The 17,480-nt window shown below is 68.7% G+C and carries 14 protein-coding genes and 1 pseudogene; 10 read left to right on the top strand and 5 right to left on the bottom strand.

The annotated features are described in order from the left end of the window. Nucleotides 1–37: 37 nt before the first annotated feature. Nucleotides 38–831 (bottom strand): IS5 family transposase gene (locus EDD90_RS51895; RefSeq protein WP_260328820.1). Its coding sequence is split into 2 segments (ribosomal slippage): nt 38–496 and nt 499–831, totalling 792 coding nucleotides; the frame shifts between segments, so codons are not numbered across the junction. 190 nt (nt 832–1,021) lie between these two features. Next, nucleotides 1,022–2,257, bottom strand: a complete 1,236-nt coding sequence (locus EDD90_RS51890; RefSeq protein WP_123980341.1) for a Gfo/Idh/MocA family protein — start codon at nt 2,255–2,257, stop codon at nt 1,022–1,024. A gap of 158 nt (nt 2,258–2,415) precedes the next feature. On the opposite strand from EDD90_RS51890, the gene EDD90_RS51885 reads away from it, so the two are divergent. The 7 genes from EDD90_RS51885 to EDD90_RS51860 all read left to right on the top strand — a co-directional run bounded on the left by EDD90_RS51885 (nt 2,416) and on the right by EDD90_RS51860 (nt 10,196). Next, on the top strand, nt 2,416–3,612 hold the full coding sequence (locus EDD90_RS51885) for an RNA-guided endonuclease TnpB family protein (RefSeq protein ID WP_123980339.1): 1,197 nt from the start codon (nt 2,416–2,418) through the stop codon (nt 3,610–3,612). Nucleotides 3,613–4,175: 563 nt separating this feature from the next. Further along, nucleotides 4,176–4,991, top strand: coding sequence for an endo alpha-1,4 polygalactosaminidase (locus EDD90_RS51880; protein ID WP_123980337.1), 816 nt, complete (start codon nt 4,176–4,178; stop codon nt 4,989–4,991). 560 nt (nt 4,992–5,551) lie between these two features. Further along, nucleotides 5,552–6,880, top strand: a complete 1,329-nt coding sequence (locus EDD90_RS51875; protein ID WP_123980335.1) for an ABC transporter substrate-binding protein — start codon at nt 5,552–5,554, stop codon at nt 6,878–6,880. A gap of 11 nt (nt 6,881–6,891) precedes the next feature. Beyond that, nucleotides 6,892–7,830, top strand: coding sequence for a carbohydrate ABC transporter permease (locus EDD90_RS51870; RefSeq protein WP_123980333.1), 939 nt, complete (start codon nt 6,892–6,894; stop codon nt 7,828–7,830). Continuing rightward, nucleotides 7,827–8,717 (top strand): carbohydrate ABC transporter permease, encoded by an 891-nt coding sequence (locus EDD90_RS51865; protein WP_123980331.1) that lies wholly within the window; start codon nt 7,827–7,829, stop codon nt 8,715–8,717. Before EDD90_RS51870 ends, EDD90_RS51865 begins: the two co-directional genes overlap by 4 nt. 43 nt (nt 8,718–8,760) lie before the next feature. Next, on the top strand, nt 8,761–8,889 hold the full coding sequence (locus tag EDD90_RS58200; RefSeq protein ID WP_256216138.1) for a hypothetical protein: 129 nt from the start codon (nt 8,761–8,763) through the stop codon (nt 8,887–8,889). Further along, complete coding sequence (locus EDD90_RS51860) at nt 8,886–10,196, top strand: alpha-glucosidase/alpha-galactosidase (protein ID WP_123980329.1); 1,311 nt, start codon at nt 8,886–8,888, stop codon at nt 10,194–10,196. Before EDD90_RS58200 ends, EDD90_RS51860 begins: the two co-directional genes overlap by 4 nt. A gap of 92 nt (nt 10,197–10,288) precedes the next feature. Here the strand turns inward: EDD90_RS51860 and EDD90_RS51855 are convergent, their stop codons facing one another. Then, nucleotides 10,289–11,236 (bottom strand): SDR family NAD(P)-dependent oxidoreductase, encoded by a 948-nt coding sequence (locus tag EDD90_RS51855; protein WP_123980327.1) that lies wholly within the window; start codon nt 11,234–11,236, stop codon nt 10,289–10,291. A 281-nt stretch (nt 11,237–11,517) separates the two neighbouring features. Beyond that, nucleotides 11,518–11,709, bottom strand: a pseudogene (locus EDD90_RS51850) (zinc-binding dehydrogenase); the annotation flags it as partial. A 778-nt stretch (nt 11,710–12,487) separates the two neighbouring features. Here EDD90_RS51850 and EDD90_RS51845 point away from each other — a divergent pair. Next, the gene (locus EDD90_RS51845) at nt 12,488–14,398 is read left to right on the top strand and encodes a hypothetical protein (RefSeq protein ID WP_221305168.1); all 1,911 of its coding nucleotides are present in this window, start codon (nt 12,488–12,490) and stop codon (nt 14,396–14,398) included. A 303-nt stretch (nt 14,399–14,701) separates the two neighbouring features. Here EDD90_RS51845 and EDD90_RS51840 read toward each other — a convergent pair whose 3' ends face one another. Next, entirely contained in the window at nt 14,702–15,154 is a 453-nt protein-coding gene (locus EDD90_RS51840) for a hypothetical protein (RefSeq protein WP_260328621.1), read from the bottom strand. Between the two features lie 6 nt (nt 15,155–15,160). Here EDD90_RS51840 and EDD90_RS51835 point away from each other — a divergent pair, with 6 nt between their 5' ends. Together EDD90_RS51835 and EDD90_RS51830 are read left to right on the top strand one after the other, a co-directional pair. Next, on the top strand, nt 15,161–15,457 hold the full coding sequence (locus tag EDD90_RS51835; RefSeq protein ID WP_260328620.1) for a hypothetical protein: 297 nt from the start codon (nt 15,161–15,163) through the stop codon (nt 15,455–15,457). A gap of 708 nt (nt 15,458–16,165) precedes the next feature. Then, nucleotides 16,166–17,266: a glutamate--cysteine ligase gene (locus EDD90_RS51830; RefSeq protein WP_260328619.1), complete on the top strand. Its 1,101-nt coding sequence runs from the start codon at nt 16,166–16,168 to the stop codon at nt 17,264–17,266. The last annotated feature ends 214 nt before the right edge of the window (nt 17,267–17,480 follow it).

The following is a 17,480-nucleotide window of genomic DNA, read 5'->3' as shown; positions in this document are numbered from 1 at the left end:
CAATCCACCTAGATCAAACGCCCTCTAAGAAGTCGTCTCATTTGGTGAGTCTGCGGTAGCAGATGAGGCTGCAGGCGATGGCGGTGAAGGCGAGGAAGTGTTCGGCCTTGCGCTCGTAGCGGCGGTGCAGGCGGCGGCATCCCGCGAGCCAGGACATCGTGCGTTCGATGGTCCAGCGGTGCCGGCCCAGTCGGGTGGAGGACTCGATGCCTCTGCGGGCGATGCGGTGCCGGATGCCTCGTCTGCGGAGCCATCGACGCAGGTCGTCGTAGTCGTACCCCTTGTCTGCATGGAGCTTGGCGGGCCGTCGTCGGCGCGGCCCGCGGCGCGAGCGGATCGGCGGGATGCCCCGGACGAGCGGCTTGAGTGCCTGGCTGTCGTGCAGGTTCGCGCCAGAGATGCCGATGGACAGGGGTAAATCGGTCCGCTCGGTGACCAATTGGATCTTCGAGCCTTTCTTGCCCCGGTCGACAGGATTCGGACCTGTCAGCTCCCCCCTTTCAGCGCCCGCATGTTCACCGAGTCGATGGCGCAGCGCGACCAGTCCAGGTCCCCGCGCGATCCCAGTTCGTCGAGGATGACGCGGTGGAGCTTGGCCCAGACCCGGGCGGCGGTCCACTCGGTGAAGCGCCGGTGCGCGGTCGGCCCCGACGGACCGAAGACCGGCGGCAACTGCCGCCAGGTGCAGCCCGACGTGGCCACGAACATGATCGCCGCGAGGACCTCACGGTCACCGTACCGGCGTCGGCCCCCGCCCTGCGGCCGTGACGGAGCGGGCGGCACAACCCGCTGGAACAGGTCGTACAGCTCGTCCGGCACCAAGCGTTCCACGATCAGCACGAGCCCAGACTATCGATGCGTCCAAATGAGACGATGTCTAAGTTCCCCCACTGCGCGCGAGAGACCAAGTCATCTTCGCTCATGCTCCGTAAGGTATATCCGCACATCCTGTGCCCCGAGGTGAACTCGGCTCTCCCGGACGGTGAGTCGCGGCACGGCACCGGAGGCCGCGCCAAAGGGCTCAGTCGATCCGGGAGGCCGGGCCGCGGGAACCGGGCTGGTGGCGCCCGAAGTAGTCGGCGAGGTGCGGGGCGAGGGCGGGGACCTCGACCGGCGTGCCCCCCGAGCGCAGCGACGTGGTGGCCGCGATGCCGGTCGCGACGGCTTCTCGGGCGGCCACGGGCGACGTCTCGGTCGCACCGCCGTGCGCGACGAACCGCAGGAACTCGTCGACGAGGGCCTGGTCGGCGCCTCCGTGCAGGCCGCCGGCCGCCTCGGGGGGCGGCAGCGTCAGATCGGCCTCGGCGCGGTAGCCGGAACGGCGCCGGTTCCACACCTTGATCAACGGGGCGTCGCCCTCGACGCCGTCCCCGAGGTTCTCGATACGGCCCTCGTCGCCGATGACGGTGTAGTTGCGCCAATAGTCGGGCGTGAAGTGGCATTGCTGGTAGCTGGTGAGCACTCCGTTGTCGAGGCGGGTCAGCACCATGCTGATGTCCTCCACGTCGATGACGGGGTTGAGATCGCGCAGCGCCGACGGCGGCCAGACGCCCTCGTCGAACCAGTCCTGCACCCGCTCCGAGCCCTGGGGCCGGGTACGGCGGTGCGAGCCGGCTCCGTAAACGGACAGATCGCCCAGCGCGGTCACCGTGCGGGCGTAGCCGCCCGCGAGCCAGTGGATCATGTCCAGGTCGTGCGAGCCCTTCTGCAGCAACAGGCCCGTGGTCCGGGCCCGTTCGGCGTGCCAGTCCTTGAAGTAGTAGTCGCCGCCGTGGCCGACGAAATGCCGGCACCACACCGCCCGCACGGTTCCGATCGCCCCTTCGTCGACGAGCCCGCGCATGGTGCGCAGCACCGGCAGATGGCGGAGGTTGTGCCCGACGTACAGCCGGGTGCCGGTGCGGGCCGCGGCGGCCAGGACCCCGTCGCAGTCGTCGAGGTCGACGGCCAGCGGTTTCTCGACGAACACGGCGACACCGGCTTCGAGGAAGTACAGGGCCGGAGCGGTGTGGAGGTCGTCCGGGGTGAGGACGAAGACGGCGTCCAGGTCGTCCGTGAGCATGTCCTCGTAACGGTCGTGGACCTGGACGTCCGCCCCGAAGAGCTTCCGGGCGTCGCTGCGGCCGCGCTCGGACGGATCCGCGCAGGAGACCACGCGGGCCGAGCCGGGCCGCTCGGCCAGGACGGCCAGCCCGGCTCGCTGGCCCGTGCCTACGACACCGACACGCAGTCCCGGCGCGGCCGGCTGGTTGGTCATCGGGGCTCTCCCTCGTGGATACCCCGTCCCTCAGGACGGGGAGTAAACAAGGCTCCTGCGGGCCAGGACAGGGAAGGTCGGTTCGCCCCCAGGGCGGACTGGCGTCCAACCCCACCTACTCGCGCTACGTCACAAACTGATTGGGTAGTTTGTGAACCGTGAAGACCACCCATCTGAAGCGGGCGTTCAAGTACCGCTTCCATCCAACCGATGCGCAGGCAGCCGAGCTGTCCCGCACGTTTGGATGCGTGCGGAAGGTCTACAACCTCGCCCTTGCGGCACGCACGGAAGCGTGGGCGCGGCAGAAACGGGTGAACTACAACCAGACGTCGGCGATGCTGACGGCCTGGAAGAAGACCGAGGAACTCGCGTACCTCAACGACGTCTCCGCCGTCCCGCTCCAACAGGCACTGCGGCACCTCCAGGCGGTGTTCACGAACTTCTTCGGCAAGCGCGCCGAATACCCGCGCTTCAAGTCGCTGAAGAAGTCGCGGAAGTCGGCGGGGTACACCGCCAGCGCGTTCCGGTTCCGCGACGGGAACCTCACCCTGGCAAAGACGGCGGAGCCGCTCGACATCGTGTGGTCCCGTCCGCTGCCCGAGGGAGCGTCGCCGTCCACGGTGACCGTGTCCCAGGACGCGGCCGGGCGCTGGTACGTGTCCCTGTTGTGCGAGGACCCGTCCGTCCAGCCTCTCCCCGCCACTGACGCGGCCGTCGGCGTCGACGTTGGGCTCGCCCACCTGCTGACCCTCTCGACCGGCGAGAAGGTCTCCAACCCCCGGCACGAACGGCGTGAACGCATCCGTCTCGCCAAGGCCCAGCGGCAACTTGCCCGCAAGGCCAGGGGTGACGGAGCGAACCGGGCCAAGGCCCGCCTGAAGGTCGCCAAGGTCTACGCCCGCATCACCGACCGCAGGCGTGACCACCTGCACAAGCTCACCACTCGTCTCGTTCGTGAAAATCAAACGATCGTGATCGAGGACCTGTCCGTCCGCAACATGGTGAAGATCGGCAGCATGGCCCGCGCCATCAGTGATGCGGCCTGGTCGGAATTTCGGAGCATGCTGGAATATAAGGCCCAGTGGTACGCCCGCGAAGTGATCGCGATCGACCGCTGGTTCCCCTCCTCCAAGCTGTGCTCCGCCTGCGGCACCTTGCAGGACAAGATGCCGCTGAACGTCCGAGAGTGGACGTGCGATTGCGGAACGACCCACGACCGGGACGTGAACGCGGCGAAGAACATCCTGGCCGTCGGGCTGACGGCGTCTGTCTGTGGAGCTGATGCAAGACCTCAACGGAGCACTCCGGGCGGGCAGTCGGCGATGAAGCAGAAACCCCTACAGCGCGAGCCGTAGGAATCCCCCTCCTTCAGGAGAGGGAGGAAGTCAAGGAGCATCCCTTCGTCGTGGTGGACGGGGAGGCGCGCCCGACGCCTGAACGTCACGGGTCCGTCGGAGAATCGGCCGCGGTGCGCGGTGGTGGACGGACTCGCGGTGTCCCGGGGCGCCGTCATGGGCGCAGCCGGCGCGGGAGCGTGGCGGAGATGCGTCACGCATCGCCCCGGGCCGACAGCGCGGCCCCTGTTCGACCGTCACGCCGACGACCTTAGATGCTCGAAGGTGCTCAATCAACGCTTGCACCAAGCAGGTTCGAGCATTTATTCCGGCACTCGGACGCCGCCGCCGACGGTCACACCGCGCCACGCGAGGCGCCAACTCGCGCCGCAAGCAAGGGACTTCGCCGCCGTTGACATCCTCGAACGCGATCGCTTTACTCTCGGACTACACCGGAGCCACGCTCCGCGTTCAGAGGCACGCCCAGCCGGTATGCAGGCCCCGCGTCGCAAGCCCGGCCCAAGTCGCCAGGACACCCCAGTCGTCCGAGGCGGGGACGTGCCCGCTTCCTCTGGAGCTCACGCATGAGCCACCTGAACACCACCCCTCTCAAACTCACCGGCACCGTCATCGGCGCGGCCGCGCTGACCGGCGCCCTGTTCGTCGCGGCGCCCTCGACGCAGGCGGCGACCGTGTCCCTGCCGCCCACGCACGCGGGCTTCGACTACCAGATCGGGGGCGCCTACACGCCGCCCGCCGGCGTCAAGGTCGTCACCCGTGACCACACCGCCTCCCCGGCCGCCGGCCTGTACAACATCTGCTACGTCAACGCCTTCCAGGCGCAGCCGGGCGCGGAGGGCGAGTGGGCGTCGGACCTGCTGCTGCGCGACTCGGCGGGCAAGGTCGTCTACGACGAGGACTGGGGCGAGGCCCTCCTCGACGTCAGCACGGACGCCAAGCGCCAGCGGATCGCCAACCAGATCGGATCCCAGATCGACGGCTGCCGGGACAAGGGCTTCCAGGCCGTCGAGCCCGACAACTACGACAGCTACAGCCGCTCCGGAAACCGTCTGACGGCGAACAACGCGCAGGCGTTCATCAAGCTGCTCTCCGCCCGCGCCCACGCCGACGGTCTGGCCATCGCCCAGAAGAACACCCCCGAGCTGGCCGGCAACCGCACCGCCAACGGCCTCGACTTCGCGGTGGCCGAGGAGTGCGGCCAGTACGACGAGTGCGGCGACTACACCAGCGCCTTCGGCAACAACGTGATCGTGATCGAGTACACCAACTCCGGCAGGTCGAAGGCGTGCAAGGGGTGGGGCGGCACGCTGAGCATCGTCCAGCGCGACGTGGCGGTCTCGCCGGCCGGCAGCAGCGGGTACGTCCGCAAGACCTGCTAGGGCGCATCCCGCACTGATCACGCCCTCAGGCGCGCCCTGAAACGCGTGTCGGCCTGTGACGGCTCGCCGAACCGCCGCAGGCCGACATCGCCTGATGCTCAATCATGCAGGTTTCCCTGGTGTTTCACGCACACTCAATCATCGCTTCCCTCTTGACAGCTGCCTGGCACCATCGTTTAACTCCTGGTCAACGCCGTAGTCGAAGCACTCGGCGGCAGAGGTACGCCCAGCCGGTAGCTGACCACGCGCCAGGAGTCCGGACTGAGTCGCCAGGACCACGTCGGTGTCCGAGGCGGGGACGTACCCACCATGTTCTGGGGCTTGGACATGATCCGTATCCATGTGACTCCCCGCGGACGGCGAGGCAGCGCCCGCACCCGGCCGCCCGTCCCGCTCCGCGCCCGGCCCTGAGCACCGCCCCACGGCGCTCCGGCCGCCCGGGACCGGCCCCGCACCCGGACCCGCCGGGATCACCCGCCGTCGCCGCGGCCGGAACTCCGTACACCGAACGCATCCCTGACGCACTGCGCATGTCCCACAGCTCCGCACGGGAGGTACCCATGTTCGCGCTCACCCGCAGCGCACAGCCCGAACGCCGCACAGTGCTGCGCGCCGGAGCGGCTCTGGCGACCACGGCGGCCGCGGGCCTTGGGGCCTCCGGCTGCGCGGCGGGCGGCGACGACGGCGTGAGCGCCGACGGCACCGTGACGATCGAGATGTGGCACGGGCAGACCGACACGGGAAAGAAGGCGATGGAGTCCCTGGTCGCCTCGTTCATGCGGAGCCACCCCCGTATCCGGGTGGAGCTGGGCGGCGGAGTGCTCGCCGACGCGATGCTCCAGAAGGTGACGGCCGCCCTCGCCGCCGGCTCCTACCCGGACATCGCCTACATCTTCGGTTCCGACCTGGCGAGCGTCGCCCGCAGCCCTCAGGTCGTCGACCTCACCGACATGGTCGGACACGCCGGCACGCCCTGGACGAACTACTGGGCGCCGGCCCGCCAGGCCGTGACCGTCAACGGCCAGGTACGCGCAGCGCCCGCGCTGCTGGACTCGCTCGCGGTGGTCTGCAACCGGAAGCTCTTCCGGCAGGCCGGCCTGCCGCTGCCCGAAGCGGACTGGCGCTGGGACGACTTCGTCGCCACCGCCAAGGCGCTCACGGACGTCGGCCGCGGCCGTTTCGGCACCGGCTGGCCCGGCGTCGGTGACGAGGACACCGTCTGGCGACTTTGGCCCATGATCTGGGATCTCGGCGGGGACGTCGTCGCCGACGACGGCAAGCACATCGGGTTCGCCGACGCCGGGACCCGTGCCCTGGAGGTGGTGGCCGCCCTCGCCCGGGACAAGAGCGTCTACGTCGACCCGAAGCCGGGCAGCGAGCAGATGTACCAGGTCTTCCTGTCCGACCGGATGGGCATGGCCGTAACCGGTCCCTGGCAGCTCCCCGACATCCGGCAGGCGAAGATCGACTATCACGTCGTCCCGCTGCCCACCTTCTCCGGCCGGCCGGTGACCATCAGCGGACCCGACACGTGGACGGTGTTCGACAACGGCGCTGCCCGCAAGAAGGCAGCCAAGACCTTCGTGAGCTGGCTGATGCAGCCCGCGCAGGACGTGCGCTGGGACATCGACGCGGGCAGCCTCCCGCTCAGCCGCCGCACCCGCGACCTGCCCGCCTGGCAGCACCAGGAGAACACCACCGAGGGCCTGGAGGTGTTCACCAAGGCACTGGACTCGGCCCGCGTACGGCCCGTGCACGCCGCCTACCCGCAGATCTCGCAGGCCCTCGGACAGGCCGTCGTCGCGGTGCTGCTGGGCCGGAGCAGTCCCGCCCAGGCAGTGCGCTCCTGCGCCGCCGACGCCAACGCCGCACTGCTCATACCCCGCTGAGGAGATCCGCCGTGTCCCGAGTGCCCACCCCGATCACTCTGTCCCGGCCCCCGGACAACCTGCGCGCCCTGCGCCGCAGACGGGCCGCCGAGTCCGCGATGGCCTGGACGTTCGTATCGCCCGCGGTCCTGATCATCCTCGGTCTCAGCGTGGTGCCCATCATCTGGTCGCTGCTGCTGTCCTTCCGGGCCGACGACCTCGTCACACCGAGCCGCTGGGTGGGCCTGGACAACTACCGCGCCCTCGCCCAGGACCCCCACTTCAGCCAGGCGGTGCACAACACCCTGCTCTACACCGCGCTGTACGTGCCGGCGAGCATGGTGGTGGGGCTGCTGCTCGCCCTCGCCCTGAACCGGCGCATACGCTTCGTCGGGCTCTACCGCACCTTGTTCTTCGTGCCGTTCGTGGTCTCCTCCGCCGCGCAGGGCGTGCTGTTCTCGTTCATCCTGGATCCGCAGTTCGGCGCGGCCAACGCGGTACTGCATTACCTCGGCATCCCGGCGCAGGGCTTCCTCAACGATCCGTCCCAGGCGCTGCTCGTGCTGGTCGCGATCAGTCTGTGGAGCGGTACCGGCTTCTGCATGGTCATCTACCTCGCGGCGCTGCAGGACGTGCCGGCCTCGCTGACCGAGGCGGCCCGGCTCGACGGCGCCGGTCGCTTCCAGGTCCTGCGGCACGTCACCCTGCCCACGCTCAGGCCCGTCTCGGTGTTCCTGCTGCTGTGGCAGACCATCGAGGCCCTCCAGACGTTCGACCTCGTGTACGTCACCACCAAGGGCGGACCCCTCGGATCCACCACGGTGATCGTCTACTTCATCTGGGAGCAGGCGTTCAAGAACGCCACCGCAGGGTACGGCGCCGCCTCGGCCTACGTACTGGCCGCGGCCCTGGGCCTGATCGGCCTGATCTTCCAGATCGCCCGCCGCCGACTCCAGGGAGCCGCCGCATGACCGCCGTCTCCGCCCCGCCCGAGGCCGCGCAGGCCGTCCCGACCGCCCGGCCCGATGCCGGCCGGCGACGCCCGCGGCTGCCGTTCAGCCCCTGGCACCTGCTGCTCGCGCCGATGGCCCTGCTGTTCGCGGTACCGCTGATCTGGCTGGCGCTCAGCTCGGTGATGAGCAACGCGGAGATCAACCGCTTCCCGCCGGCGCTGTGGCCCTCCCGTCTGGACCTGGGCGGCTACCGCTATGTGCTCGGCAACGCGATGTTCCCGCGCTGGTTCGCCAACTCGTTCCTCGTCAGCTTCGTCACGGTCACCGCGAACCTCGTGCTCGGCACCCTGGGCGGCTACGCGTTCGCCCGGATGCGGTTCGCCGGCTCCCGGCTGCTGCTGGGACTGATGCTGGCCACGATGGCGATCCCGTTCCAGCTGACGATGATTCCCACGTTCCTGGTCATGAAGCAGCTCGGCCTCATCGACACGCTCGGCGCGCTGATCGTGCCGTCCCTCGTCACGCCGTTCTCGGTGTTCCTCCTGCGGCAGTTCTTCCTTTCGCTGCCCCGCGAGCTGGAGGAGGCTGCCTGGATCGACGGCTGCTCACGGCTTCACGTGCTGTGGCGGATCGTGCTCCCGCTGTCCCGGCCGGCCCTCAGCACGGTGGCCGTCCTGACGTTTCTCAGCACCTGGAACGACCTGACCTGGCCGCTGATCGCCATCAGCCACGACACCCAGTACACGCTCCAGCTCGGCCTCACGACCTTCCAGGGACAGCACCACACACAGTGGTCCGCCGTGATGGCCGGGAACGTCATCACGGTGCTGCCGGTCCTGCTCGCCTTCCTCGGCGCGCAGAAGGCGTTCATCCAGTCGATCACCTCCACCGGTCTCAAAGGCTGATCCCGCTCGTCACCCGACACACCGCTCAGGCAGGAACACCTCAGTGCCGCACACCTTCGACGTGCTCGTCATCGGCGACGCCGCCCCTGACGTCATCGTCGGTACGACCGCACAGCCCACGCGGGACGACGTCCTCTCCCGCCCTTCCGAGACCGAGGAAACCCCGGTATGACCACCCCCAAGATCGCCTTCATCGGCGCAGGCAGCGTCGTCTTCACCCAGGGACTGCTCGCCGACCTCCTCGCGTTCCCCGACCTGAAGTCCGCGCACGTCGCGCTGCACGACATCGACACCGAACGCCTGGCCACCGCGCACGCGGCCGCCCTCCGCATCGCCGGCACGCTCGGCGCCCGCCCGAACGTCACCGCGCACACCGACCGTCGCGAAGCCCTGGCCGACGCCGCCTTCGTCATCAACATCGTGCAGATCGGTATGGCCGAGGCCACCCGGACCGACTTCGAGGTACCGGCCCGCTACGGCGTACGGCAGACCATCGGCGACACCCTCGGCATCGGAGGCATCTTCCGCGCCCTGCGCACGTTCCCGTTCCTGAAGGAACTGGGGCGGGACATCGCCGAGGTCTGCCCGCAGGCCTGGCTGCTGAACTACACCAACCCCATGGCCATGAACGTGCAGTACCTGACGCAGGCCACCGGCCTGACCCGCGTGGTGGGTCTGTGCCACTCGGTGTACTGGACGATGCGCGACCTCGCGGACCTGGTCAAGGTGCCCTACGAGGAGATCAGTTACCAGGCCGCGGGCGTCAACCATCAGGCGTGGGTGCTGCGGTTCGAGCACCAGGGCCGGAGCCTCTACCCGAGGCTGGACGAACTGATCGCCTCCGACGACCAGTTGCGCCGCAGGGTCCGGGTCGACATGTACCGCCGGCTCGGCTACTACCCCACGGAGACCAGCGAGCACTCCTCCGAGTACGTGCCCTGGTATCTGCACCACGACAGCGAGGTGGAGCGGCTGCGGCTGCCGATCGGCGAGTACCTCAAGATCGTCGACGAGAACGTCGCCACGTACGAGAGGACCCGCGACGCACTGACCGCCGGGACGCCGGTCGCCGTCGAGGGGACGATGGAGTACGCGCCGCAGATCATCCACAGCATGGTGACCGGCACCCCGCGCACGGTCTACGGCAACGTCCCCAACCGGACCCTGATCGACAACCTGCCCGCGCACGGGACCGTCGAGGTACCGTGCCTGGTGGACGCGCTGGGTGTCCAGCCCACCCGCGCCGGCTCCCTCCCGCCCCAGCTCGCGGCGCTCAACCGCACCTATCTGAGCGCGAACGACCTGGTGGTGCGGGCGGCGATCGAGGACGACCCGCGGCACATCAGGCACGCGGCGATGACCGACCCCGCCACGGCCGCGGCCCTGCCGGTCGAGGACATCTGGCGCCTGTGCGACGACATGGTCACCGCCCATGGCGACCTCCTCCAACCCGGACTGCGCGCCCTCCTGGGCTCGTGAGCGACCGCAGGTGGTGGGCCGAGACCATGTCGGCCCACCGCCCGTCCCGAGTGCCGGGTGAACCGAACCCGACCCGTTCGACATGTCGCTCATCAAGGGATGGCGCCGAGGTCGACTCCAGTCAGGTCGCAGCTTGCGTCCCACAACCGCGCCGCGACGGAGGTGTCGGCGAGGTGGTTCCACACCGGTTCACGTTGGGGCTTGCCGCGCAGGCCGAAGACGCGCGGTCCCCAGAGCTGTCCTCCGCGCACGGTTGGCTCGAGCACCGCTCGGACCGCCGGCCAGGCGCCGGCGTGCTTGCCCTGGACGAGGAGGGCGGCCGGTGCACCGCAAAGCCGCGCACCGGCGGTCCGCACCTGGACCGGCGGTCGGGACGGGGTCAGGGAGTCCAGCGCACCCCCGGGGTGGACCACCACGCTTGCCACCGGGCTGTCGACCGCGCGCAGGCGCCGGTCGAGTTCGAGGCCGAAGTACATCTGCGCCAGCTTGGAGCGTCCGTAGGTGCGCTTGGGCCGGTAGTCCTTCCGGGACTGCAGGTCGTCGAGGTCGAGCCGCTCGGACTTGGCGGCGAAGCTGCCCACGGTCACGATGCGGGCCGCCGGTGCGGCCGACAGCAGGGGCAGCAGCCAGTGGGTCAGCGCGAAGTGCCCGAGGTGGTTCGTGCCGAACATGATCTCGTGACCGTCCCCGGTCTCCCGGCGCGGCGGGTCGTCGAGCGCGACGCCGGCGTTGTGGACCACCGCGTCGAGGTGTTCCACGTCCAGTGATTCCACCGCCGTTCCGAGCGACGGCAGGTCGGCGAGGTCCAGGCGTACCGCCCGCACCCGCGCGCCGGGGACACGCGAGCGGATCGCGGCCGTGGCGGCTTCGGCCTTCGCGGGGTTCCGGCTGCCCAGGACGACGGTGGCCCCGGTCACGGACAACTGCTCCGCGACGAAGTATCCGATGCCGGCGTTGCCGCCGGTCACCAGGAAGACGCTGCCGTCGGCACGCGGGAGCCGTCGGACATCCCAGGGCGGGGTGGAGGGCGTGGACGACATGGCGGCGTGGCTCCCTTGCTGTCGAAGGCGGCTGCGACCGCCCGGCAGGGCGGCTCGGCACCCACGGTTCCAGCAGTCCCCGACACATCGCCTACAGATCACCGACAACCCCGCCCGACGGCCGACGTCCCGTCGACGCGGTGCATGTTCTTGTCGGTGGACTACCGCTCAGGGCCGGCCCGAGCTTGCTGACACGGACGCACACCAAGCCGTCTGACGTGCAGCTTTCATGATGCATGGGTCTCAGTGGCGCCTCGCTCTCGCGAGGCCCCACGACGGGATCAGACGGTGAGGACGAGCTTGCCGTGGAGATGACCGCCGTCGAGCAGTCGGTGTGCGTCGGCGACACGCTCGAACGGGAACGTCTCCTGCACCTGGACCCGGAGCCTGCCCTGTTCGACGAGTTCGACGAGACCTCTCAGTGCGACCGGATCGGGGTCGACCGCGATGCCGCTGAAGCGCATGCCGGCCGCCTGACTCTCCCGTTGCCGCTGTTGGGGGCTGCGGAGGTACCGGCATGTGCATTCCGGAACTGGCTGCCAGGTGCTCAGCTCGCCAGGTCGTTGGGACTCACGCTGTCCCCGACCCCGGATCTTGCCTGCTCCTGTGCCCTGCAGCCGCGTTCCACAGCCTTCTGGATGCCAGCCCGGGTGAGCCCGGCGGCTACCGCGGGACGATCTGCTCGTAGGTGAGACGCTGCCCGTCCGGGCAACTCGGTGGGAGACTGGCATTCGACGGCCATGACAGTACTGCCGCACAACCGCGGCAGGCAGCAGCCTTCTCACGGTGTCCGTGGCAGGAAACTTCTGACGGCTTGAGGCAGTGCTGCTCGTCAAAGCAGGCTCCGGCGGCCTGATGTCACCGGCGCGGGCTTTGGGTGTTGCCGGGGGCACCAAAGATCTGGCGGACATCGGCGGCCGGCCGCTGCCGTCCCGATCTCCGACGCCGCCCGCGGCACCTCGTGTGGCACATCGACCAGGACTGGATACGGCGGGTCAACGCTCGCGTCACCCGGGCCTGGACGCACCCCGGCATGGCTGGAAAGACACTCCTGTCACAACAAAATTGATCCGATGTATCGGCGTCACAGTCATTGACGTTTCATCACAGCCCTTCTACCTTGCCAGGATGTTTCCCACGAGAGAGCAGAAGGACATCACCAGACCCCCCAAGGAACTCCTATTATTCATCGGGTCTTACCGTGTTCTTGCGGCCTTCGTTTGCACGCTCCTGTCCATCGGAGCGCTCACCTTGCCTGCGCACGCGGCGACCGCGGTCACCTACTTCGTCTCGCCGAGTGGCAGTGACGACAACCCGGGGACCAGCGCTGCTGCTCCCTTCCGCACACTCACCAAGGCACAGACCGCGGTCCGGACGATCGACACATCCACATCCGGCCCGATCACCGTGACGTTGGCCGGCGGCGTCTACCGGCTGGCCAAGACGCTGACCTTCACCGCCGCGGACTCAGGCGGCGGCACGGCTGGCACCATCTGGTGGAAAGCCGCAGCCGGACAGACCCCCGTCATCAGCGGCGGCGTCCACATCACCGGCTGGGCCAAGACCAGCACGGGCAGCGACATCTGGTCCGCCCCGGCCCCCACCGGACTGGACACCCGGCAACTGTACGTGGACGGCGTGCGCGCTCAGCGCGCGGCAGGCTCCCTGCCGGTGTCGGTGACCCAGACAGCAACCGGCTACACCACAGCGTCCGGTGATCCCATGGCCGGCTGGCGCAATCCGTCGGCGATCGAGTTCGTCTACCGGGGCGGCCTGGGACTGTGGACCGAGCCGCGCTGTCCGGTCGCTTCGGTGACCAGTACGGCCATCACCATGGCCCAGCCCTGCTGGAACAACTCCACCCAGCGGGTCATGCGTACCGACGGCTCCGGTCGCACCTACAACCTGGTCGGCCGCAAGTCCATCACCGAGGCCCCGACAGCGGTCGAGAACGCCTACGAACTCCTCGACAAGCCTGGCGAGTTCTACCTGGACAAGAGCGAGCACCGGTTCTACTACATCCCGCGCTCCGGGGAGGACCTCACTACGGCGGACGTCGAGGCACCCGCACTCGACACGCTGGTGGCGACCTCCGGGAACGCCTCGGACGTACCCGCTCATGTCGGCTTCCAAGGCATCCAGTTCAGCTACGCGAACTACACGACCTCCAACACCGGAACCGGCTTCTCAGAGATCCAGGCGACCTACCAGGTCACCGGCATCAACGGCTACGCCACCCAGGGACTGTGCGCCTTCGTGTCGGACGGCACCTGCCCCTACGCCAACTGGACGAAGATGCCCGGCGCGGTTCGCTTCACCTACGACAAGAGCGTCCACTTCGACCACGACTACTTCGTCCATCTCGGCGCGGCCGGACTGGACCTGGGCGACGGCTCACAGAACGACACGGTCACCGCCTGCGTGTTCACCGACATCTCCGGCAACGGCCTCGACCTGGGCGGCGTGGACATCCCGCAGCCGAACAGTGCCGCCCAGCACACCAGCGGGATCACCGTCAAGGACAGCCACTTCTATGACACCGCCGCCGAGTACCACGGCGGGATCGCCATCGACGCCGGCTACATCGAGACGTCGACCATCACTCACAACCAGATCGACCATGTCCCCTACACGGCGATCTCCATCGGCTGGGGCGGCTGGCCCGACAAGGTGAGCCTGCCCGCACAGCCCAACTACTCGAACCACAACACGATCTCGGACAATCTGATCTACGACCACATGTCGCTGCTCGGCGACGGCGGAGCCGTCTACACGAACGGGATCACCGGCACCTCGATGGCGAGCGGCGAGCATGTCACCGGCAACGTGGTCCACGACCAGCTCAACACCTCGGGCGGCCACGTCCTGTACACCGACAACGGTGCCACCTACGTGTCGATCCTCGGCAACGCGGTGTGGAACATCAACGTCTCACCGTGGGGCAGCAAACACGGGAACTACACCGCCGGCGACGGAACTTACGACCCGACGGACATCGAAGGCAACTACTGGCCGAACGGTCCCTCCGACTACGACAACAAGGGCGTCCTGATCCAGGACAACCACAACATCACCGGAGCCGACCAGATTCCGTCGAGTGTCATCGCGGCCGGCGGCATAGAGTCGCAGTACCAGACGGTCCTCTCCTGGCAACCAGCCTGAGCTTGACCTTGTCGGGAATCTTGGAGTCTCCCGGTGCGGCAGCGTGATCAACGGACATGCTCGGGACTGTTTCGAAGACCGATGCAGATACCGAGGTGTCCGTTGTCACTCCCTCGCCGTTCCGGTGAGCAGGTTCTGCGACGGGGACGCTCCGCGCCTGGACGGGCCGTCAGGGCCCTCGACGGAACGGTCCTTACCCACAGCAAAGACCGGAAGCTCATGGCAGGAGCCAGCAGCGTGGTTGGGGCGAGGAGCTGGCCAGCACCGCCAAGGCCCGCCTGGACGTCGTCATCCGCAACTCCATCAACGACGGCCTCCTGTTTCCTGACCGGCCAGGTAGAGCACCGTCTTGTCGGTACCTCGGCGGATCAGGAACTCGCCGTTGGCGTCGTAGAGGTCGTCGGTGATCTTCGTGCCCTCCGTGAGGCGGACCAGTCCTCCTTCCATGTCCCACAAGAGGCTCTGCGCGGTGCCGGTCGGCCCGTAGCGCTGAGTGGTGTTGCCCTGCTCGTCGCAAGTCAGGGACTTGGCCGTGCCCCCGTTGACCGTGACCGAGGTCAGGGTGTGGGGCTGGCCGGCGCCGTTGGCGTTGACGGCCGGGTAGCCGTAGCTGGTCTTCGTGTCGCCCGTCGCCTTGTGCTCGGTCTGGGTGTCGCGCAGGCCGCCGGGCTTGTAGGCCCAGCTGGTCCAGTACGGGGCGGCGGCAGCCTGAACAGCGAAGACACCTTGCTCACGCTGGCGATGGAAGCTGATCATTCACCCATGAGACCCGAAGTGCAGGCGTTCGTCGCCGATGGCCCGCTCCCCGACTGGGACGCGAGCGAAGAGGAGATCGACAGGCGCGTCGAGCAACTCGAAGCGATTCCGAAGCCGGTCACGGGCGAGGAAGCCCGAGCGCTGGTCTCCTGCTTCGGCCCGGACGACTGCTACGGCGTCGCCGGGACCCTGCTGCACCTCATCGAGACCGGCCCAAACCCCGTCCTGACCAGCGACCCCGGACCCCACGCCAACGAGTGGCACCGGCGGCTCTACAACCGCGCCGTGAACGGGGGGGGCTGATCCCGAGAACTTGACGGCATAGCAACGTGAGGTGTCTGCCTTCCACCGGATGAAGGGCGGCGGCGCCCATGTCCGCTCGCATTCCGGGCGGCGGATCGGCCGCCTTCCGCGTCTGGTGGTCAGGTTGTCCGGCTGGGGTGGCCACCCGGGTATGGCCGGGCACGAGAACGGGGACAACGGCGCAGCCGGCACCGTCCTCCGTTGTGGTGGTCGGCGAACTCGACACTCCGTAATCACCGGAGGTGGTACCTGCACGCTATCCGTCGCCCGTCACGAACCGCCCACCATCGCCAACTTGGAGTATCGGGCCCATACCCGCGGGTCCGGGCCATCCACGAGAACGACGGAGCTTTGGCCTACCACCAGCCGATGCCGTGCGGGAGGCGGGCTCGCCCCGGCGTCACTGCATCTGGCGCCGCCCCGCCGACCGGGCCGTCACCTGAAAGTGCGCAAAAGCGGGCGTGGGCCAGCTGGTCGAGGTGACAGCCGACGTGCGTGAGCCAGCCGGTGCCTTCCGGTTGTCATCCATCGGAGTTCTTCAGCCATCTGCCGCTCCGTTCGCGGCGAGTTCACCCACGCGGCGGGATCCTGGCGGGCCGCTGGTGAAGGATCCTGCCTGTGGAGAGCCGACCATCTCGCAGTACGAGCATTCACGGGCTCAGGACCGGCAGGGCGCCGGTGGCCGGGGCGAGGGGACCTCGGTTGACCGTGGGGGTCGAAGAGGAGTTCCTTCTCGTCAACCCGCGCACCCGCCTGCTGGCACCGATGGCCGTGCCGGTCATCGCCACCGCCCAGGCCAAGCTGGGCGACCTGGTCACACCCGAGCTGACCCGCTACCAGGTCGAGACCCGCACCGAGCCCCACCATCACCTGAGCGCGCTCGCCGAACAGCTCTACGCCGGCCGACTGCACGTGTCACGCGCGGCCGCCGTACACAGGACCAGGCTCGTCTCTAGCGGCACGCCGGTTCTCTCACCGGCGGGCGCACCGCCGTTCATGCCCGGCAAGCGCTACGAACGCAGCGAGCGCATGTTCGGGGCGCTGGACGAGGAGCAGGTGTGCTGTGCCTGTCACGTCCATGTCGGTATGGACAGCCGCGAGGAGGCCGTCCGGGTCAGCAACCAGCTGCGCACCTGGACCGCGGTGCTGACAGCAATGACCGCGAACTCACCCCTGTGGAACGGGCGGGACACACGGCACGCCAGCTGGCGCAGCGTGTGCTGGGCCCGCTGGCCGGCTGCCGGTCCCCCGCCGTACTTCACCTCTGCCGCACACTACGACGATGCCGTCGCCACCCTGGTCGGCACCGGCGTGGTCCTCGACGCCGGCGGGATCTACTGGGACATCCGGCCCTCCCATCATCTGCCCACCCTGGAGCTGCGGTTCGCGGACGCGGGCCTGACCGTCGATGACACCGTGCTGTTCACCGCACTGGCCCGCGCGGCCGCCGCGACCGCACTCGCCGACGTCCGCGCCGGCACGCCCGCACCGCGCCCCGACACCCACCTGCTGCGCGCCGCGTCATGGCGCGCAGCCCGCGACGGACTCACCGGCGCACTCCTGGACCCGCTCACCCGCCGGCTCACCCCGGCCTGGCGTCAGGTCCACCAGCTGCTGACCCGGATCCGGCCCGCCCTCGACCAGCACGGCGACACCGCCCTGGTCGAGCGTCTCATCACCCGGCTCAGCCTCCACGGCACAGGCGCGGTCCGACAACGCACCGCCCTACGCCACCGCCGGCAACCCGCCGACACCCTCGACTACCTGCTCACCCACACCCTCACGGCCCCCAGCAGCCTCCGACACTGAACTGATCCCTCAACTCCGGCCCCAGGAAACACCGGCACGAAAACCGGCGCCGAGGGGTGCGTACGACCGGCAGAGATTCGAGGCACCACTCACGTTGGAGACCGCTGCGCATGAAGTGCGGTTCATCAGGACCCGGTGGGAGTCGACAGCAACCGTGAGACTGCGATCAGGGGATGCGGGGATGTCGCTGTCCCGGAAGCCTGTCTACAGTGCA

This window comes from Streptomyces sp. Ag109_O5-1, from assembly GCF_003814875.1.
GTDB lineage: Bacteria > Actinomycetota > Actinomycetes > Streptomycetales > Streptomycetaceae > Streptomyces > Streptomyces sasae.
The sequence above is the reverse complement of the archived record's forward strand: the minus strand, read 5'-3'. Positions and strand labels throughout refer to the sequence as shown.